Genomic DNA, 14,310 nt, shown 5'->3' with positions numbered 1-14,310 from the left:
ATGACCTCCACCACCGAGCAGTTCGCCGATCTTTCGGCGACCACGCTGCTGCGCTTCGCGACCGCCGGTTCCGTCGACGACGGCAAGTCCACGCTGGTCGGGCGGCTGCTGCACGACTCCAAGTCGGTCCTGACCGACCAGATGGAGGCCGTCGAGGCCGTCTCCGCCCAGCGCGGCCAGGACGCCCCCGACCTCGCGCTGCTCACCGACGGCCTGCGGGCCGAGCGGGAGCAGGGCATCACCATCGACGTCGCGTACCGCTACTTCGCCACCGCGCGCCGCCGGTTCATCCTCGCGGACACCCCGGGGCACGTGCAGTACACCCGGAACATGGTCACCGGCGCCTCCACCGCCGACCTGGCCGTGGTCCTGGTCGACGCCCGCAACGGCGTGATCGAGCAGACCCGCCGGCACGCGGCCGTTGCCGCGCTGCTGCGCGTCCCGCACGTGGTCCTGGCCGTGAACAAGATGGACCTGGTGGGCTACGAGGAGTCGGTCTTCGCGAAGATCGCCGAGGAGTTCACCGCCTACGCCTCGGACCTGGGCGTCCCGGAGATCACCGCGATCCCGATCTCGGCGCTGGCCGGCGACAACGTCGTGGACCCCTCGGCCAACATGGACTGGTACGGCGGCCCGACGGTGCTGGAGCACCTGGAGACCGTCCCGGTCAGCCACGACCTCACCGCCTGCCCGGCGCGTTTCCCGGTGCAGTACGTGATCCGCCCGCAGTCCGCGGAGCACCCCGACTACCGCGGCTACGCGGGCCAGATCGCCTCCGGCGTGCTGCGCGTCGGCGAGGCCGTGACCGTCCTGCCCTCGGGCCGCACGAGCACGATCGTGGGCATCGACGCGCTCGGCGAGAGCGTCGACATCGCCTGGGCCCCGCAGTCGGTGACGCTGCGTCTGGCGGACGACATCGACATCTCGCGCGGCGACCTGATCGCGCCGTCCGCGAACCCCCCGGCCACCACGCAGGACGTCGAGGCGACGGTCTGCCACGTGGCCGACCAGCCCCTCTCCGTGGGCGCCCGGGTGCTGATCAAGCACACGACGCGCACGGTCAAGGCGATCGTCAAGGAGATCCCCTCGCGGCTGACCCTGGACGACCTGTCCCAGCACCCGAACCCCGGGCAGCTGGTGGCCAACGACATCGGCCGCGTGGTCGTCCGTACCGCCGAGCCGCTCGCGCTCGACGCGTACGCCGACTCGCGCCGCACCGGGTCCTTCCTGCTGATCGACCCGGCCGACGGAACCACTCTGGCGGCGGGCATGGCCGGCGAGTCCTTCGCCTCCGAGGCGGAGACCACCATCCAGGCGGACGAGGAAGGGTGGGACTTCTAGATCATGCCTGCCGACATCTACTCCACCTTCGCCAAGGAGGGCGGCCGCGTAGGCAGCGGCCACCTCGGCAGCGGCCAGGGAGGGGTGGCGCGATGTGCGCGATGACGTACGCGCACCGCATGCGCGCCCACACCCCCCGCGAGCTGTACCTGCCCCTGCTCCACAGACGAAGACGTGCGTCATGAGATGACCGCGTCACGAGAGGAAGTCCTCCCGTGCCTGCCACCGCCACCACCCGCACCACCCGCACCACCCTGCGCCGCGGATTCGTCGCCGCTGCCGCCCTGCCGCTGCTGATCGGCGCGCTCGCCTCGTGCGGCTACGGCTCCGAGGCCAAGAAGGACGAGGGCGACAAGGCCGCCAACGCCGCGGCCACCGGCGGCAAGAAGCTGTCGGCCTCCGAGGTGCGGATCGGCTACTTCCCGAACCTGACGCACGCCACCGCGCTCGTCGGCCTGCAGGAGGGCCTGATCGAGAAGGAACTGAACGGCACCAAGATCAAGCCGCAGTCCTTCAACGCCGGTCCGTCCGAGATCGAAGCCCTCAACGGCGGCTCTCTCGACATCGGTTTCATCGGCCCCTCCCCGTCGATCAACGCCTACGTGAAGTCCAAGGGCTCCAACCTGCGGATCATCTCCGGCTCCGCTTCGGGCGGCGTGAAGCTGGTCGTGAACCCGGACAAGATCAAGGCCCTGGACGACCTCAAGGGCAAGAAGATCGCCACCCCGCAGAAGGGGAACACGCAGGACGTCGCGTTCCTCAACTGGATCTCCGAGAAGGGCTGGAAGGTCGACCCGGAGTCCGGCAAGGGTGACGTCTCCGTCGTCCGCACGGACAACAAGGTCACCCCGGACGCCTTCAAGCAGGGCTCGATCGACGGCGCCTGGGTCCCGGAGCCCACGGCCTCCAAGCTCGTCTCCGACGGCGGCAGCGTCCTCCTCGACGAGACCTCCTTGTGGCCCGACAAGAAGTTCGTGATCACGAACATCATCGTGTCGCAGAAGTTCCTCAAGGAGCACCCGGACGTGGTGGAGGCCGTCCTGCGCGGCACGGTGAAGACCAACGAGTGGATCCACGCCAACCAGGACAAGGCGAAGGCCTCCGCCAACGCCAGGCTCGAGGCGGAGGGCGGCAAGCCGCTCGACGCGAAGGTCATCGACCCGGCGTGGCCGAGCTTCACGGTCACGGACGACCCGCTGGCCTCGACGCTGAAGACCCAGTCGGACTGGGCGGTCAAGGCCAAGCTCATCCAGCAGCCCGACCTCGCCGGCATCTACGACCTGACGCTCCTGAACAAGGTGCTGAAGGCCGCCGGCAAGCCCGAGGTCTCCGACGCCGGTCTCGGCGCCGAGTAATCCCGTAGTCCAGCTATCCCAGGAGGTGACGACCATGGCCACCACGCTTGCCAAGGCTGCCGAGGGCTCCGTAGCGGAGCAGACCCACGCTGCCCGCATCGAGCACGTCTCGAAGTCCTTCTCCGGCCCGGCCGGATCGCAGCTCGTCCTGGACGACATCAGCCTCGATGTCGCTCCCGGAGAGTTCGTCACCATCCTGGGGGCCTCGGGGTGTGGAAAGTCCACCCTGCTGAACCTGGTCGCGGGCCTCGACAAGCCGTCCGCGGGGTCCATCGAGACCCCCGGCGGCCGCCCGGCCCTGATGTTCCAGGAGCACGCCCTCTTCCCGTGGCTGACCGCGGGCAAGAACATCGAACTCGCCCTGCGCCTGCGCGGGGTGGCCAAGGCCGACCGCAAGCCGGAGGCCGAGCGCCTGCTGGAGCTGGTCCGCCTCGGCGGCTCGTACGGCAAGCGCGTGCACGAGCTGTCGGGCGGCATGCGCCAGCGCGTGGCCCTGGCCCGGGCACTGGCCCAGGACAGCCAGCTGCTGCTGATGGACGAGCCGTTCGCGGCGCTCGACGCCATCACGCGGGACGTGCTGCACGGCGAGCTCACCCGCATCTGGGCCGAGACGAACCTGTCCGTCCTCTTCGTCACCCACAACGTGCGCGAGGCCGTCCGCCTCGCCCAGCGCGTGGTCCTGCTCTCCTCGCGCCCCGGCCGGGTCGCGAAGGAGTGGACCGTGGACATCCCGCAGCCGCGCCGCATCGAGGACGCGGACGTCGCGGAGCTGTCCCTCGAGATCACTGAACACCTGCGTGGGGAGATCCGCCGCCATGGCCAGCACTGACACCACCTTGAAGGCCACGGGCAAGAACGACGACCTGGCCGGCCTGGAAGCGGGCCTCGACGCCCTCGACGCGGTCCAGACCCACCGCACCCCGGTCCGCGAGGTCCTCGTCAAGAAGGTCCTCCCGCCCCTCCTGGCCGTGAGCCTCGTGCTCCTGGTCTGGCAGGTCCTCGTCGCCACGAAGGTCACCGAGGAGACCAAGCTGCCCCCACTGTCCGCGGTGTGGGGCAGCCTGACCGACATGTGGGTCCAGGGCACCCTGCTGGAGGTGATCTGGACCAGCGTCTCCCGCGGCCTGCTCGGCTTCCTGCTGGCCCTGGCCATCGGCACCCCGCTCGGCCTCCTGGTCGCCCGGGTGAAGTTCGTGCGCGCCGCGATCGGCCCGATCCTCCAGGGCCTGCAGTCGCTGCCGTCGGTGGCCTGGGTGCCGCCGGCCGTCCTCTGGTTCGGCCTCAACGACGCGATGATGTTCACGGTGATCCTGCTGGGCGCCGTCCCGTCCATCGCCAACGGCCTCGTCTCCGGCATCGACCAGATCCCGCCGCTCTACCTGCGGGCCGGCCGCACCCTGGGCGCCACCGGTCTGCGCGGCGCCCGGCACATCGTGATGCCGGCCGCGCTGCCGGGCTATCTGGCGGGCCTGAAGCAGGGCTGGGCCTTCTCCTGGCGCTCGCTGATGGCCGCCGAGATCATCGCCTCCTCGCCCGACCTGGGCCTGGGCCTGGGCCAGCTCCTGGAGAACGGCCGCAACAACATCGACCTGCCCGGCGTGTTCCTGGCGATCATCTTGATCCTGGTGGTCGGCATCGCCATCGACCTGCTGATCTTCAGCCCGGTCGAGCGGTGGGTGCTGCGCAGCCGCGGCCTGCTGGTCAAGAGCTGAGTCCGATGTCCCACGCACCCGCACTCCTGGTCATCGCCCACGGCAGCCGCGACCCGCGGCACGCGGCGACCGTGCACGCCCTCGTCGGGCGGGCGCGGACGCTGCGGCCCGGGCTGCGGGTGGAGACGGCCTTCCTGGACTTCAACACCCCGTCGGTGGGCCAGGCCCTGTCCTCGCTCTACCTGTCGGGCGCACGGGATGTCGTCGCCCTCCCGCTCCTCCTCACCCGGGCCTTCCACGCGAAGTCCGACATCCCGGCCGCACTGGCCGAGTCGTCGGCCCGCCTGCCCGGGCTGTCGGTGCGGGTGGCCGATGTCCTCGGCCCCTCCCCGCTCCTGCTCTCGGCCCTCGAACGCCGGCTTGCCGAAGCCGGCCTCACCCCGGCGGACCGCGCCACCACCGCGGTGGTGCTCGCGTCCGCCGGCTCCACAGACCCGGAGGCGATCGCAGCGATCGCTGAAACCGCGCGGGAGTGGCGGCACACCGGTTGGTGCGCCGTGCGGCCTGCGTTCGCCTCCGCTGCCCTTCCCCGCACCGAAGACGCCGTACGGGCCCTGCGCGCCGAGGGCTTCGCCCGGGTGGCGGTGGCCCCGTACGTCATCGCCCCCGGCCGGCTCCCGGACCGCATCGCGGCCGGCGCCGCGGCCGCGGGCGCGGATGTCGTGGCCGATGTCCTGGGCGCGGCCCCCGAACTGGCCCGCCTCCTGCTGCGCCGCTACGACGCCTCCGCCACGTCGACTCCCGGCAGGCGGCCCGCCCTGACGGCGTAGCCGCGATGCGTGCCCGCCCCCTGCTGGGGCTCCGCCCCAGACCCCGCGCCTCAAACGCCGGCGGGGCTGAAATCTCCAGCGGGGGCCGGGGCTGAGCCCCGGGAAACGGAGCAAGGGCGGGCGGGGAGCAGCTCCGCGCAGCGCCCCCGCACCCCCACCCAGGGGTTACGCGCGGGCCGCGGCCTCGTCCGCGAGGGTGGTGAGGTCCTCGATGGACATCGCGCCCGGCGGGAGGCCCTCTCGGGCGAAGATGTTCGCCGCGTGCCGCAGGACGTCGTTGACGGGGGTCGCGATCCCGTGCAGGCGGCCCAGCAGGGAGATCTCCCCGTTGAGGTAGTCCGCTTCCACGGAGCCCGTCCCCCGCGCCAGGCTCTGCCAGGACGACCCGCCCCGGGTCCCCGGCGGCTGGTTCACCTTCCCGTCCCTCGCCAGCGACTGCTCCGCGTCCGAGGCGTACGCGATGCCTGCCGCCCCGAAGGCGGCCTTCGCCTCGCGCACGGCCCGCAGCAGCAGGGCCGCCTTCGCCGGGTCCGGCTCCGGGCCGGTCGTCGCCTGGAGGGCGTTGCCCAGGTTGCCCAGCAGCTTCGCGTACTTCCAGCGCATCACGTCCTCGACCACCGGCGCCTCGAAGCCGGCCTTCCCGAGGTCCGCCGCGACGGCCCGGCACAGGGCGTCCGTACCGCCCGCCGCCCGGCCCACGTGCAGGATGCCGGTCAGCGGCGCGCACAGCGCCGAGACCACGCCCGGCTCCAGGAAGGTCGCGGGCAACCACACGCACACCCCGTACACCCGCGCGAAGCGCCGTAGCGCCAGCCGCTCGCTCTCCACGCCGTTCTGCGCGCACAGCACCGGCAGCCGCTGCGCGGCCGTGCCGCCGCCCGCGACCTCTGCGTCGCCCCACGCGTCGAGCGCGGCGATCGCATGCTGGGTCTTCACCGCCAGCAACAGCACGTCGTCGGGGCGCAGTTCGCCCATCTCGTCCGGTCCGGTGACCACGGGCAGGCGGTGTACCCGTTCCCCGTCGGCGGTGGTGAGCCGCAGTCCGTCGGCCCGCAAGGCCTCCGCGTGCGCGCCGCGTGCGACGAGGACGACCTCGCCGCCCGCCTCCGCGAGCCGTCCGCCGATGGTGGCGCCCACGGCGCCCGCGCCGATGATGATGTAACGCATGCCACGAGCCTGGCACATGCGGGCCCCTGGGTTACCGTCGGGGCATGGTGAAAGAGGGGATCGATCTCGGCGGGGAGCTGCCTGTACGGCGGCTCGGCTTCGGTACGGGCGGACTCGTGGGCCCCGGCTACTGGGGCCCGCGCGGCGAACGGGCCGAGGCCCGGGCCCTGCTGCGCACGGCGGTGGAACGCGGGGTCACCCTCATCGACACCGCCGACAACTACGGCCCCGACCTGGCCGAGGAGCTGATCGCCGAAGCCCTGTACCCGTACGGGGAGCGGCTCGTCGTCGCCACGAAGGGCGGGGTGGTGCGCACCGGCCCCGACCGGTGGCACGTGGCGGGCCGCCCGGAGCAGTTGCGCCGGCAGTGCGAGGCGAGTCTGCGGCGGCTGCGCACGGACCGGATCGGCCTCTACCAGCTGCACCGCTTCGATCCGGTCGTGCCGGTGGCCGAACAGCTGGGCACGCTGGCCGAGTTGCGGGCGGAGGGCAAGATCCGGCACATCGGGCTGGACACCGTGACCGCGGAGCAGGTGCGGACGGCCCTGGAGTCGACCCCGATCGCGTCCGTCCAGAACCCGTACAACCTGCTGGAGCGTGGCTCGGCGGAGGTGCTCGCGCTGTGCGAGGCCCGCGGGATCGCCTTCCTCCCGTACTACCCGCTGGGCAGCGGCGCCCTGACCCGCGAGAGCGCGGCCGCCGTCACCTCGGTGGCCGCGGCCCACGGCGCCCGCCCGGGCCAGATCGCCCTGGCTTGGCTGCTGCACCACTCCCCCGTCCTGTGTCCCACGCCGGGCACCGGGTCCCCCGAACACCTGGCGGAGAACCTGGACGCGGCGACGATCCACCTCACGGCGCGGGAGCTGGAACTGCTGGACGCGCTCGGCTGAGGCCTGCCGCGTCAGCTCCCGGTCAGCTCGACGAGTTTGGCGACGGTGTTCCAGTTGCGGGTGGTCACGTCGATGCCCTTGACGACTGCGGGCCTGGCGAGGGACTCGGCCAGTTTGGAGCGGCCCAGGCCGTGGGGGGCGTAGAGGTAGAGGACGCGGTCGCCGAGCCGGTACTCCTCGGGGAGGTAGGAGGCCTCGTCGAGCGCGGCGAAGCGCTCCGCGCCCGGCTGTTCGGAGAAGAAGGTCACGTGGAGCTGCTTGCCCTCCAGCTCCGCGGCGGGGAAGGGGCAGGCGTCGGCGACGGCGTGCAGGTACGCGCCGTCCACCACCAGGCAGGCCACCCGGAAGCCGAAGCGGGCCTCGAGGGCCGCCTCCAGTTCCCGGGCGAGCGCCGCCGGGTCCTTCTTCTCGCTGCTGAAGACGGCGTTGCCGCTCTGCAGGTACGTCTGTACGTCGCCGTGGCCGAGCTCCTCCAGCACGGAGCGCAGCTCCGCCATCGGGACCTTCTTGCTCCCGCCGACGTTGATGCCGCGCAGCAGCGCCGCGTACTTCGTGGTCGTGGCCTTCTTCGTCATGGCGGCACCTTAGGGGGTGCCTACGACAGTTCGGCCTCGACGAGGTCGGCGGCCTGCCGTGTGCCCCCTTCGGCGGCCATCCCGGCGCGCACGGCCTCGGCGCGGGCGGCGACCTCGGGGTCGGCGACCAGGGCGAGGACCGCTTCCCGGAGGGTGGCGGCGTCCGCGTCCGCCATCGGTACGTGCCGGGCCACGCCGAGCGAGACCAGCATGTCGGCGTTGCCGAACTGGTCGACGGCCTGCGGGACGGCGACCATCGGGGTGGCGGTGGCGAGCCCCTCCTGGCTGCCGCCGGCGCCCGCGTGGGTGATGAAGGCGTCGGCCTGGCGCAGGACGTCCAGCTGGGGAACCCAGCGGTGGACCTCGACGTTGGCGGGGATCTCGCCGAGGTCGGCCTCATCGGTGAACTTGCCGATCTGGAGGACGACGTGCCAGTCGGGCAGGTCCGCGAAGGCGTCGATGCAGGCGCGGTAGAAGGCGGGCTGCTTGGTGAAGGCGGAGCCGAGCGAGACCAGCACGACCTTCTTGCCGTCGGCGGTCGCGGGCCTGTGCCAGCTGCCCTGGGTCGCGGTGCGGTCGCCCTGGCAGGCGCCCACGAAGGTGTAGGCGGACTCGTCGACGCGGTCGGCGTGGGGCTGGAGCGCCCTGGGAATCAGGACGAGGCTGCGGCGCGGCCGGCCCTGGAAGCGGTCGACGTCGCCCCCGAGGCCGTTCTCGGTGAGCCAGGCGGCGAATCGGGCGTAGTACGCCCGGCCGCGCTCGGAGGCCTTCAGCTCGGCGAACATCGGCTCGGCGACCTCCTGCTCGTACCCCTCCCAGGCGACGAGGTTCGGGGAGAGGGAGACGGCGGGGACGCCCCACCGGTGGGCGAGCACGGGTGCCGGGTAGGAGGTGATGTCGTGGAGGACGAGATCCGGCTCGTCGCCCTCGAAGGCGGCGGCGAGCTGCGGGAGTGCCTGGACGGCGTCCTCGAGGAAGGGCTCCAGGTTGTCGATGAGCTCGGTGCCCCAGGCCTCCGGCTCGTCATCGGTGGGGAGGGTGGAGGTGTAGATCACGGGTGTGGCGCCGGTCTCCGCGATCTTCTCGGCGAAGGCGGCGGGGATGGCGTAGCTGACGCGGTGGCCGCGGGCGACGAGTTCCCGGATCACTTCGATGCTCGGGTTCACGTGGCCGTGGGCGGCGATGGAGAACATGGCGATGTGAGCGGGCTCGGCGGTCTCGGTGGGCTTGGACGGCTTGGCTGAGGTCATGATCAGACAGTAACGAGACGAGACGTCTCGTGCAACAACTTTTCAGGCCGCCGCCCCTTCCGACCCCTCGGAACCGCCGGTGGGCGCGGTGATGCGCTCGACGTCGGTGTGCAACGAGTCCAGCCACGCAAGCGCGGCAAAGAACCGCGGCGGAGCAACCCCGCCCCCCTCGCCACCGCCGACGGGCCGGGGTGCGGGTGCCCCCGCCTCCGGGCCGGGCGCGGGTGCCGCCTCGGCGCCGGGCGCGGCTGCCGCCTCCGGGCCAGGTGCGGCTGCCGCCTCGGGGCCGGGCGCAGGTGTCGCCTCGGCGCCGGGCGCAGGTGTCGCCTCGGCGCCGGGCGCGGGCCCCGGGGCGGGTGCACGCCCTGGGCCGGGTGCGGGCGCTGCCCCCGCGCCGCCTGGGGGCGCGGGGTCTGATGCGGGTGTCGCCTCCGGGCCGGATACGCGCTCCGGTACGGGCCCCGGGGCGGGTGCACGCCCCGGGCCGGGCGCGGGCCCGTACTCCGTTACGGCTGCGGGACCGTGGGCCGATGCCGGCCCCGGGTCGGGGGCGGGCGCCGGGTCGGGGGCGGGTGGTTCGTCCGTCGGCGGGTTCGCGGGCGGCGGCCCGTTCGCGGCCACCGGCCGATGCGTGCCCGCGGGCACGTCCGTGGCCGTCGGAGGCCCCGTGCCCGGGGGTGCGGCCGGGGCCACCGGCCGCACCCCCGCCAGGTACGCGCCCGCCGGGAGGGGCGTGTCCGTATGCGGTGGCGGGAATGTGGCTGAGGCCAGGGAGGATGCGGCGCGCAGGCCGGTGGCCACCTGCGCGGCCCGGGCGCGGAGGCGCGTGTTCTGGGCCGGCTCCAGGGGTGGACCTCCGCGGGCGTGAAGGCGGCGCGAACCCCACAGCACGTGGTGGCCCGTCATCAGGGCAGCCTGCCAGTCGGCGGGGACGCCGACGGGGGCCCTGGGCTCGCTCAGGCGCTGCGAGAACGCCGACTCCGCCAGCAGCAGCGCGCGCTGGAGCGGCCCGTCGTCGGGGAGGTGTCCCGGCCCGCCCGCCGCGACGGCGGCCGCGGTGCTCTTGACCGTATCGGCCGCCTCCGCCAGCAGCAGGGCGACCGCCCGGTGCAGCTCCACCTGCGCCCCCCGCGGCCAGGCGAGCAGTCCGAACACGACGCCGATCATGCTGCCGATGGCCACGTCCAGGATCCTGATCTCGGCCAGCCTCCAGGTCACCGGCGCCAGCTGCGCGAAGGCGAAGGACACGACGAGGGTGAACATGCCCTGGGCCCAGCCCACACCCCGCACCGGCCCGACCCGGAAGGCCACGAACATGACGAACGGCAGGGCGATGGCGTAGACGGTGCTGTTCCCGCCGATCAGGGCCAGCAGGCAGCCGGTCGCGAGGGCGCCGAGCAGAGTGCCGGCGAGCGCCAGGCGTACGGTCGCCCGGGTCTGGGAGACCGTGGTCCGGGTCAGGCTGAGCACGGCGAGCATCGCCCAGAAGCCGTGCGGCAGGGAGTCGATGCCCGCGATGGTACGGGCGGCCGCGAGCGCGAGGCTGAGCCGGACGGCGTTCTGGAAGTGCACCGACCGCGGTCCGGCGTGTGCGGCCAGCCGGTGCCACCACAGGCGGGGCGCGCGCCGGCCCGCGTACCAGAAGCGGCCCGCATCGGTCTCGGCCGGGAGCCGCGCGTGCCGGCCCCGTACCGCCAGTTCGGCCGCGGTCGTGAAGGCGACGGCGGCGTCCGCCACCTCCAGCAGCGCGGCCCGCCGCACGCCCAGCGCCTCGCTCGCCGGCTTTTCGTCCACGGCGACGGCCCGTTCCCGTACGCCCCGCAGGGCGGTGGCCGCGTCGGTGGAGTCGCCGGTGCCGCGCAGCAGGGCCCCGCACTCGGCGGCGGCCGCGCCGACCGCGGCCGGCACCCCGGGCGCCTGCTCCGGGGGCGGGCGCTCCGGGGGCGGCGCGGGCAGGTTCACCATGCGGTTCAGGAGCGTGCGGGCGGCCAGGCCCGCGTGCGCGAGCCCGCGGTCCCGCAGGCCCGGCCCGGCGGGGCGGTCCGCCTCGGGGACCCGGAAGGGCCGCAGCGCCTCGCCGGCCGCCCGGGCCACCTGCGCCCCTGCGGCGGACAGCCTGTACGGGGCCCGGCCCAGCTCGCCGGCGCAGCGGGCGGCGGCCTCGGCGGCCTCGGCGGCCAGCACTCGGTAGGAGGGGCCGCGCGGCTCGGGCAGCACGAAGAGCTCGGCGAGGATCAGCAGCGCGAGGCCGCAGGTCGTGCCCAGCAGGCGCTCGCCGAGGGTGTCCGGGGCGTAGGGCGGGAAGCACGGCAGGATGTAGAGCAGCTGCAGGCCGGGCGCGGCGCCCGATGCCCGGGGCCCGGCCACGGCCACGAAGGCGAGGAAGAAGCCGATGACCAGCATGCCGGCCACGGCGCTCCAGGTGCGCACCGCGAGACAGGTGCCGATCGTGACGAGCAGCCAGGCCACGGGCGTCGTCCGGACGATGACGGCCGCCCGTTGGCGCCCGGTGCCGGGGATGTGCGAGAGGGCCGCCATCGATACGACCGCGAACAGGGCGTACATCGCCGCGACGGGCTGGTCCAGCCCGTACAGGAACAGGAAGAACCCGGCGCACGCGGCGAGCGTGGTGCGGATGGCGCGCCGCGCCACGCCGCTGGGGCCGCGGGCGGAGCCTGCGTCACGGTCGGCGCCCATGCCTCCAGCATCGGGCCGCCCTCCCGAAGCCACCACCCATGCGGGCGGTGATAGAACTCGGATGCGCGGTGATCAGGGCGGGTCACGGCGTATCGCGGCGCATTCCGGCGATCACGCCGTCTGCTACGGACGCCGCGATCACCCCGGTCACGCCGGGCACCGCGATCACCGCCGTCACCACGATCACCGCCATCCGGCGGAGGGCGAGAGCAGGGGCATGGACGAAGCGCAGGCCAGACGGGCTCTGAAGGCGGCCGGCCTCACGCCGGCGACCGGTGGAACGGCCCGCGGACCGGCCCTCCTCGCGTTCGGCGAGAACGCCGTCTTCGCCGTCGGCGACCTGGTGGTGAAGGTGGGCCGGGAGGCGGCGCTGATGGCGCGGGCCGAGCGGGAACTCGCGGTGGCCGGCTGGTTCGAGGCGGCCGGGATCCCGGCGGTCCGCGCGGCCGAGCCGGAGCCGCGGCTGGTGGACGGGCATCCGCTGACGCTGTGGCACCGGCTCCCGGACGCGGTCCGGCCGGCGGGCGCCGAGGACCTGGCCGTACTGCTGCGCGCCGTCCACGCCCTGCCCGAACCTCCGTTCGCCCTGCCCGCCCGGGACCTGCTGGGCGGGGTCGAGCGCTGGCTGCGGCTGGCGGGAGACGCGATCGACCCGGCGGACGCGGCGTACCTGCGGGCCCGCCGCGACGCCTACGCCGATGAGGTGGCGGCCCTGACCCCGCACCTCCCGCCGGGGCCGGTCCACGGCGACGCCCTGCCCCGCAACGTCCACGTGGGGCCGGACGGCCCGGCCCTGGTCGACCTGGAGACCGTCTCGGCCGATCTGCGCGAGCACGACCTGGTGGTGATGGCCCTCTCGTGCGACCGGTACGGCATGCCCGCCGAGGAGTACGGGGCGTTCGTGTCGGCGTACGGGGGGGACGTCCGCGACTGGGCGGGCTGCGCGGTCCTGCGCGGCGCCCGGGAGACGGCCGGCTGCGCCTGGGTCGCCCAGCACGCCCCGAGCAACCCGGGGGCGCGGGCCGAGTTCCGCCGCCGCGTGACGTCCCTCAGGGACGGCGACCCCGGAATGCGCTGGCATTCCTTCTAGGACCCGGATAGCAAGTGAACATGCACGTGCACATACCCGTCACCGTCCACCAGGCCCGCCTCGGCCCGCGGGAGTTCAAGGTCCTCCGCCCGGCACAGCCGCCGCGGCGCGCGCTGCTCCTGGACGAGGGCCCGTACCTGAACGCCTACGTCGACCAGGAGGCCGCGCGGCTCCTGGCCGGGCTGTGGAGCCTGGCCGCAACCTCACCGCGTTCGCTGATCCACGTGCCGCTGCGCCCCGCCGGCGGCCCGGAGCCGGGATCACGCCCCCTCGACCTCGTCCTGCTGCACCACTCGCTGCAGTTCGCGCCCTCACGCTGGAAGGAGCTGCGGGGCCGGCTCGGCCCGGGTCGCCGCCAGAGCGTCAGCGCGCCCGCGTCGGAACCGGAGATCGACCACGAGGCCTGGCACCACGCCGAGAACCGCGACCACCTCCACCAGCACCTCCATGCCGAGACGCTGTTCGTGACGGGCAGCGCGAAGGTGTTCCGCGAGACCGCCGGCCCCTTCCGCGACGTCGCCCGGCACGGCCCGGCACACGTCCGCGACGCCACCCGCCGCGGCCACTACTGCGCCCGCCTCCACTCCGGCGCCGCCCGCACGCGGGAGATCCACATCGAGTACGCAGACTCCTGGCCGGACGTGCCCGCGTGAACGGGTTCACGCTCGGGCGAGGCCGTCGGCCGCTCTCGACAACCTAGCTCTCCCTGCGCGGGACCACCGGCCACGCCGGCTCGACTATCGCCTCGGGGTCCGAGGTGCGGCGCAGGTAGCTCTGCAGGGACTGCGCCTGCTGGGCGGCCGCGCGGATCTGGAGGTCGTGGAGGTCCGCCAGCTCGATCGATCCTATGGACGCGTGCTTCGCGCCCACCCGGCGCGCCGCGCGGGCCGCCGCGAGGGCGTCCGCGGCCGCGTTGTGCGCGTCGTCGAGCGTCACGCCGTAGTGCTCGCAGAGGGCCTGGAGCGTCCGCCTGCCCTTCCTGTACCGGTCCGCGTGCTTGTCGAGCACCAAGGGGTCGATGACGTGCGCGGGCCTGCCCCGCAGCCGGTCGGCCAGCGGTGCGATGCCGTGCCGGCGGCATTCGCGGTCCAACAGCGACAGGTCGTAGCGGGCGTTCATCACCACGAGCGGCGTGCCGGAGCCCAGCCCGTCGGCGAGGGTCTGCGTGATCTCCGCGATCGCCGGTGCGGCCGGCACGCCCTCCGTGCGGGCGTGCTCCGTGGAGATGCCGTGGATCGCCGCCGCCTGCTCCGGGATGGCCACGCCGGGGTCGACCAGCCACGTGCGGGTCCGCGCGACGCGGCCGTCCGGCTCCATGGCCACCACCGCGGCGGTGACGATGCGGTCCGACTCGATGTCGGTCCCGGTCGTCTCCAGGTCGAAGGCCACCATCGGCCCGCTGATCCAGCTCATCGCCGGGCCCCCCGTGATTCCCCCGGCCCCGCGCCGGTCCTCTCCAGATC

General features: G+C 73.8%; 13 protein-coding genes. 8 read left to right on the top strand and 5 right to left on the bottom strand.

Going from position 1 to position 14,310, the window contains the following annotated elements; translation table 11 throughout:
- The 5 genes from PV721_RS15920 (at nt 1) to PV721_RS15900 (ending at nt 5,178) form a co-directional block, all read left to right on the top strand.
- Nucleotides 1-1,341, top strand: coding sequence for a sulfate adenylyltransferase subunit 1 (locus PV721_RS15920; RefSeq protein WP_319724583.1), 1,341 nt, complete (start codon nt 1-3; stop codon nt 1,339-1,341).
- Between the two features lie 215 nt (nt 1,342-1,556).
- Complete coding sequence (locus PV721_RS15915) at nt 1,557-2,696, top strand: ABC transporter substrate-binding protein (RefSeq protein WP_319724581.1); 1,140 nt, start codon at nt 1,557-1,559, stop codon at nt 2,694-2,696.
- 34 nt (nt 2,697-2,730) lie between these two features.
- Entirely contained in the window at nt 2,731-3,525 is a 795-nt protein-coding gene (locus PV721_RS15910; RefSeq protein WP_030713685.1) for an ABC transporter ATP-binding protein, read from the top strand.
- Complete coding sequence (locus PV721_RS15905) at nt 3,512-4,408, top strand: ABC transporter permease (RefSeq protein ID WP_319724578.1); 897 nt, start codon at nt 3,512-3,514, stop codon at nt 4,406-4,408. Before PV721_RS15910 ends, PV721_RS15905 begins: the two co-directional genes overlap by 14 nt.
- A gap of 5 nt (nt 4,409-4,413) precedes the next feature.
- Entirely contained in the window at nt 4,414-5,178 is a 765-nt protein-coding gene (locus PV721_RS15900) for a sirohydrochlorin chelatase (RefSeq protein ID WP_319724576.1), read from the top strand.
- A gap of 165 nt (nt 5,179-5,343) precedes the next feature.
- Here the strand turns inward: PV721_RS15900 and PV721_RS15895 are convergent, their stop codons facing one another.
- Nucleotides 5,344-6,345, bottom strand: a complete 1,002-nt coding sequence (locus tag PV721_RS15895) for a ketopantoate reductase family protein (protein ID WP_319724574.1) — start codon at nt 6,343-6,345, stop codon at nt 5,344-5,346.
- Nucleotides 6,346-6,389: 44 nt separating this feature from the next.
- Between PV721_RS15895 and PV721_RS15890 the strand changes: the two genes are divergently transcribed.
- Entirely contained in the window at nt 6,390-7,235 is an 846-nt protein-coding gene (locus PV721_RS15890) for an aldo/keto reductase (RefSeq protein WP_319724573.1), read from the top strand.
- An 11-nt stretch (nt 7,236-7,246) separates the two neighbouring features.
- On the opposite strand, the gene PV721_RS15885 is transcribed toward PV721_RS15890, so the two are convergent.
- Genes PV721_RS15885 through PV721_RS15875 form a run of 3 tightly spaced genes read right to left on the bottom strand, consistent with a single transcriptional unit; the run spans nt 7,247 to nt 11,757 of the window.
- On the bottom strand, nt 7,247-7,810 hold the full coding sequence (locus tag PV721_RS15885; protein ID WP_319724572.1) for a DUF1697 domain-containing protein: 564 nt from the start codon (nt 7,808-7,810) through the stop codon (nt 7,247-7,249).
- A 20-nt stretch (nt 7,811-7,830) separates the two neighbouring features.
- A complete protein-coding gene (gene mgt / locus PV721_RS15880; protein WP_319724570.1) occupies nt 7,831-9,060 on the bottom strand; it encodes a macrolide-inactivating glycosyltransferase in 1,230 nt (409 codons plus the stop codon).
- A gap of 42 nt (nt 9,061-9,102) precedes the next feature.
- The gene (locus PV721_RS15875; RefSeq protein WP_319724568.1) at nt 9,103-11,757 is read right to left on the bottom strand and encodes an FUSC family protein; all 2,655 of its coding nucleotides are present in this window, start codon (nt 11,755-11,757) and stop codon (nt 9,103-9,105) included.
- A 217-nt stretch (nt 11,758-11,974) separates the two neighbouring features.
- Between PV721_RS15875 and PV721_RS15870 the strand changes: the two genes are divergently transcribed.
- Nucleotides 11,975-12,847, top strand: a complete 873-nt coding sequence (locus PV721_RS15870; RefSeq protein WP_319724567.1) for an aminoglycoside phosphotransferase family protein — start codon at nt 11,975-11,977, stop codon at nt 12,845-12,847.
- 20 nt (nt 12,848-12,867) lie between these two features.
- Nucleotides 12,868-13,500, top strand: a complete 633-nt coding sequence (locus PV721_RS15865; RefSeq protein ID WP_319724566.1) for a hypothetical protein — start codon at nt 12,868-12,870, stop codon at nt 13,498-13,500.
- Nucleotides 13,501-13,543: 43 nt separating this feature from the next.
- On the opposite strand, the gene PV721_RS15860 is transcribed toward PV721_RS15865, so the two are convergent.
- Nucleotides 13,544-14,260 carry an exonuclease domain-containing protein gene (locus PV721_RS15860; protein WP_319724565.1) on the bottom strand — a complete coding sequence of 239 codons (717 nt, stop codon included), beginning with the start codon at nt 14,258-14,260 and terminating at the stop codon, nt 13,544-13,546.
- Between the last annotated feature and the right edge of the window lie 50 nt (nt 14,261-14,310).

The organism is Streptomyces sp. MB09-01 (assembly GCF_033794505.1).
In the GTDB taxonomy this organism is placed as follows: domain Bacteria; phylum Actinomycetota; class Actinomycetes; order Streptomycetales; family Streptomycetaceae; genus Streptomyces.
This window is presented reverse-complemented; position numbering and strand designations above follow the sequence as displayed.